General features: G+C 44.8%; 2 protein-coding genes. Both read right to left on the bottom strand.

The genetic code is table 11. From position 1 onward, the window contains the following. On the bottom strand, window positions 1-295 hold a 295-nt coding region (locus tag CVN76_RS01510), incomplete at its 3' end, for a response regulator (protein ID WP_157805445.1). A 110-nt stretch (window positions 296-405) separates the two neighbouring features. Beyond that, window positions 406-857, bottom strand: a 452-nt coding sequence (locus tag CVN76_RS01505; RefSeq protein ID WP_157805444.1) for an ABC transporter permease, incomplete at its 5' end; no start/stop codon positions are given.

Below are 857 nucleotides of genomic sequence, written 5' to 3'. Positions count from 1 at the left end.
CTAAATAGTCATCACCGCCCATCTCAAGCCCTCTGACACGATCCTCAAGGCCATCCTTTGCCGTCAAAAACAAAACGCTTGTATCGATTTTTGCTTCCCGGATGTTTCGGACGATTTCGAAGCCATCCATTCCCGGAAGCATCACATCCAATAAAATGATATCGTAAATGCCTTGCAGGGCCATGAATAGCCCATCCTCCCCGTTAGTCTCTGTATCGACTTCATATTCATCGGCCAAAATTTGCCGGATTGATTCCAATAATGAAGCATTATCTTCCACCACCAAAATCTTCATGAAGAGTTCCCCCCTGACCGTTTCACCTGCTATTTATGTTGATTTTATCCTTTTTCATATACAAAAGAAAGCGGGCATATTCCTAGCCGCTTTCTTTATAATTTGTATGTTCACTCGTGCCGCAGTGCCTGGATTGGATTCAATTTCGATGCCTTATTGGCAGGGAATACGCCAAAGACAATCCCGATCAATATCGAGAATAAGAAGGCAGACACTGTCACCGACCATGAATAACTAATCGTTAATGTTGAAAAAGCTGAAATCGACCTTGCGATTCCGAATCCAATTGCCACTCCCAACAATCCCCCTAGGCAGCTCAAGACGACCGCTTCAATTAAGAATTGCAGAAGGATCGATTTCCGGTTTGCCCCGATTGCCTTTCGGATCCCGATTTCCTTCGTCCTTTCCGAGACGGATACCAGCATGATATTCATGATGCCAATCCCGCCCACAAGCAGCGAAATACTGGCAATGCCGCCAAGCATGAGCGTGAATGTATCGGATACGGAGCTCATTGTTTCCATCAAATCCTCTTGATTGGATACGGAATAATTATCACTTT

This window comes from Bacillus sp. mrc49 (assembly GCF_002803435.1).
This window is presented reverse-complemented; position numbering and strand designations above follow the sequence as displayed.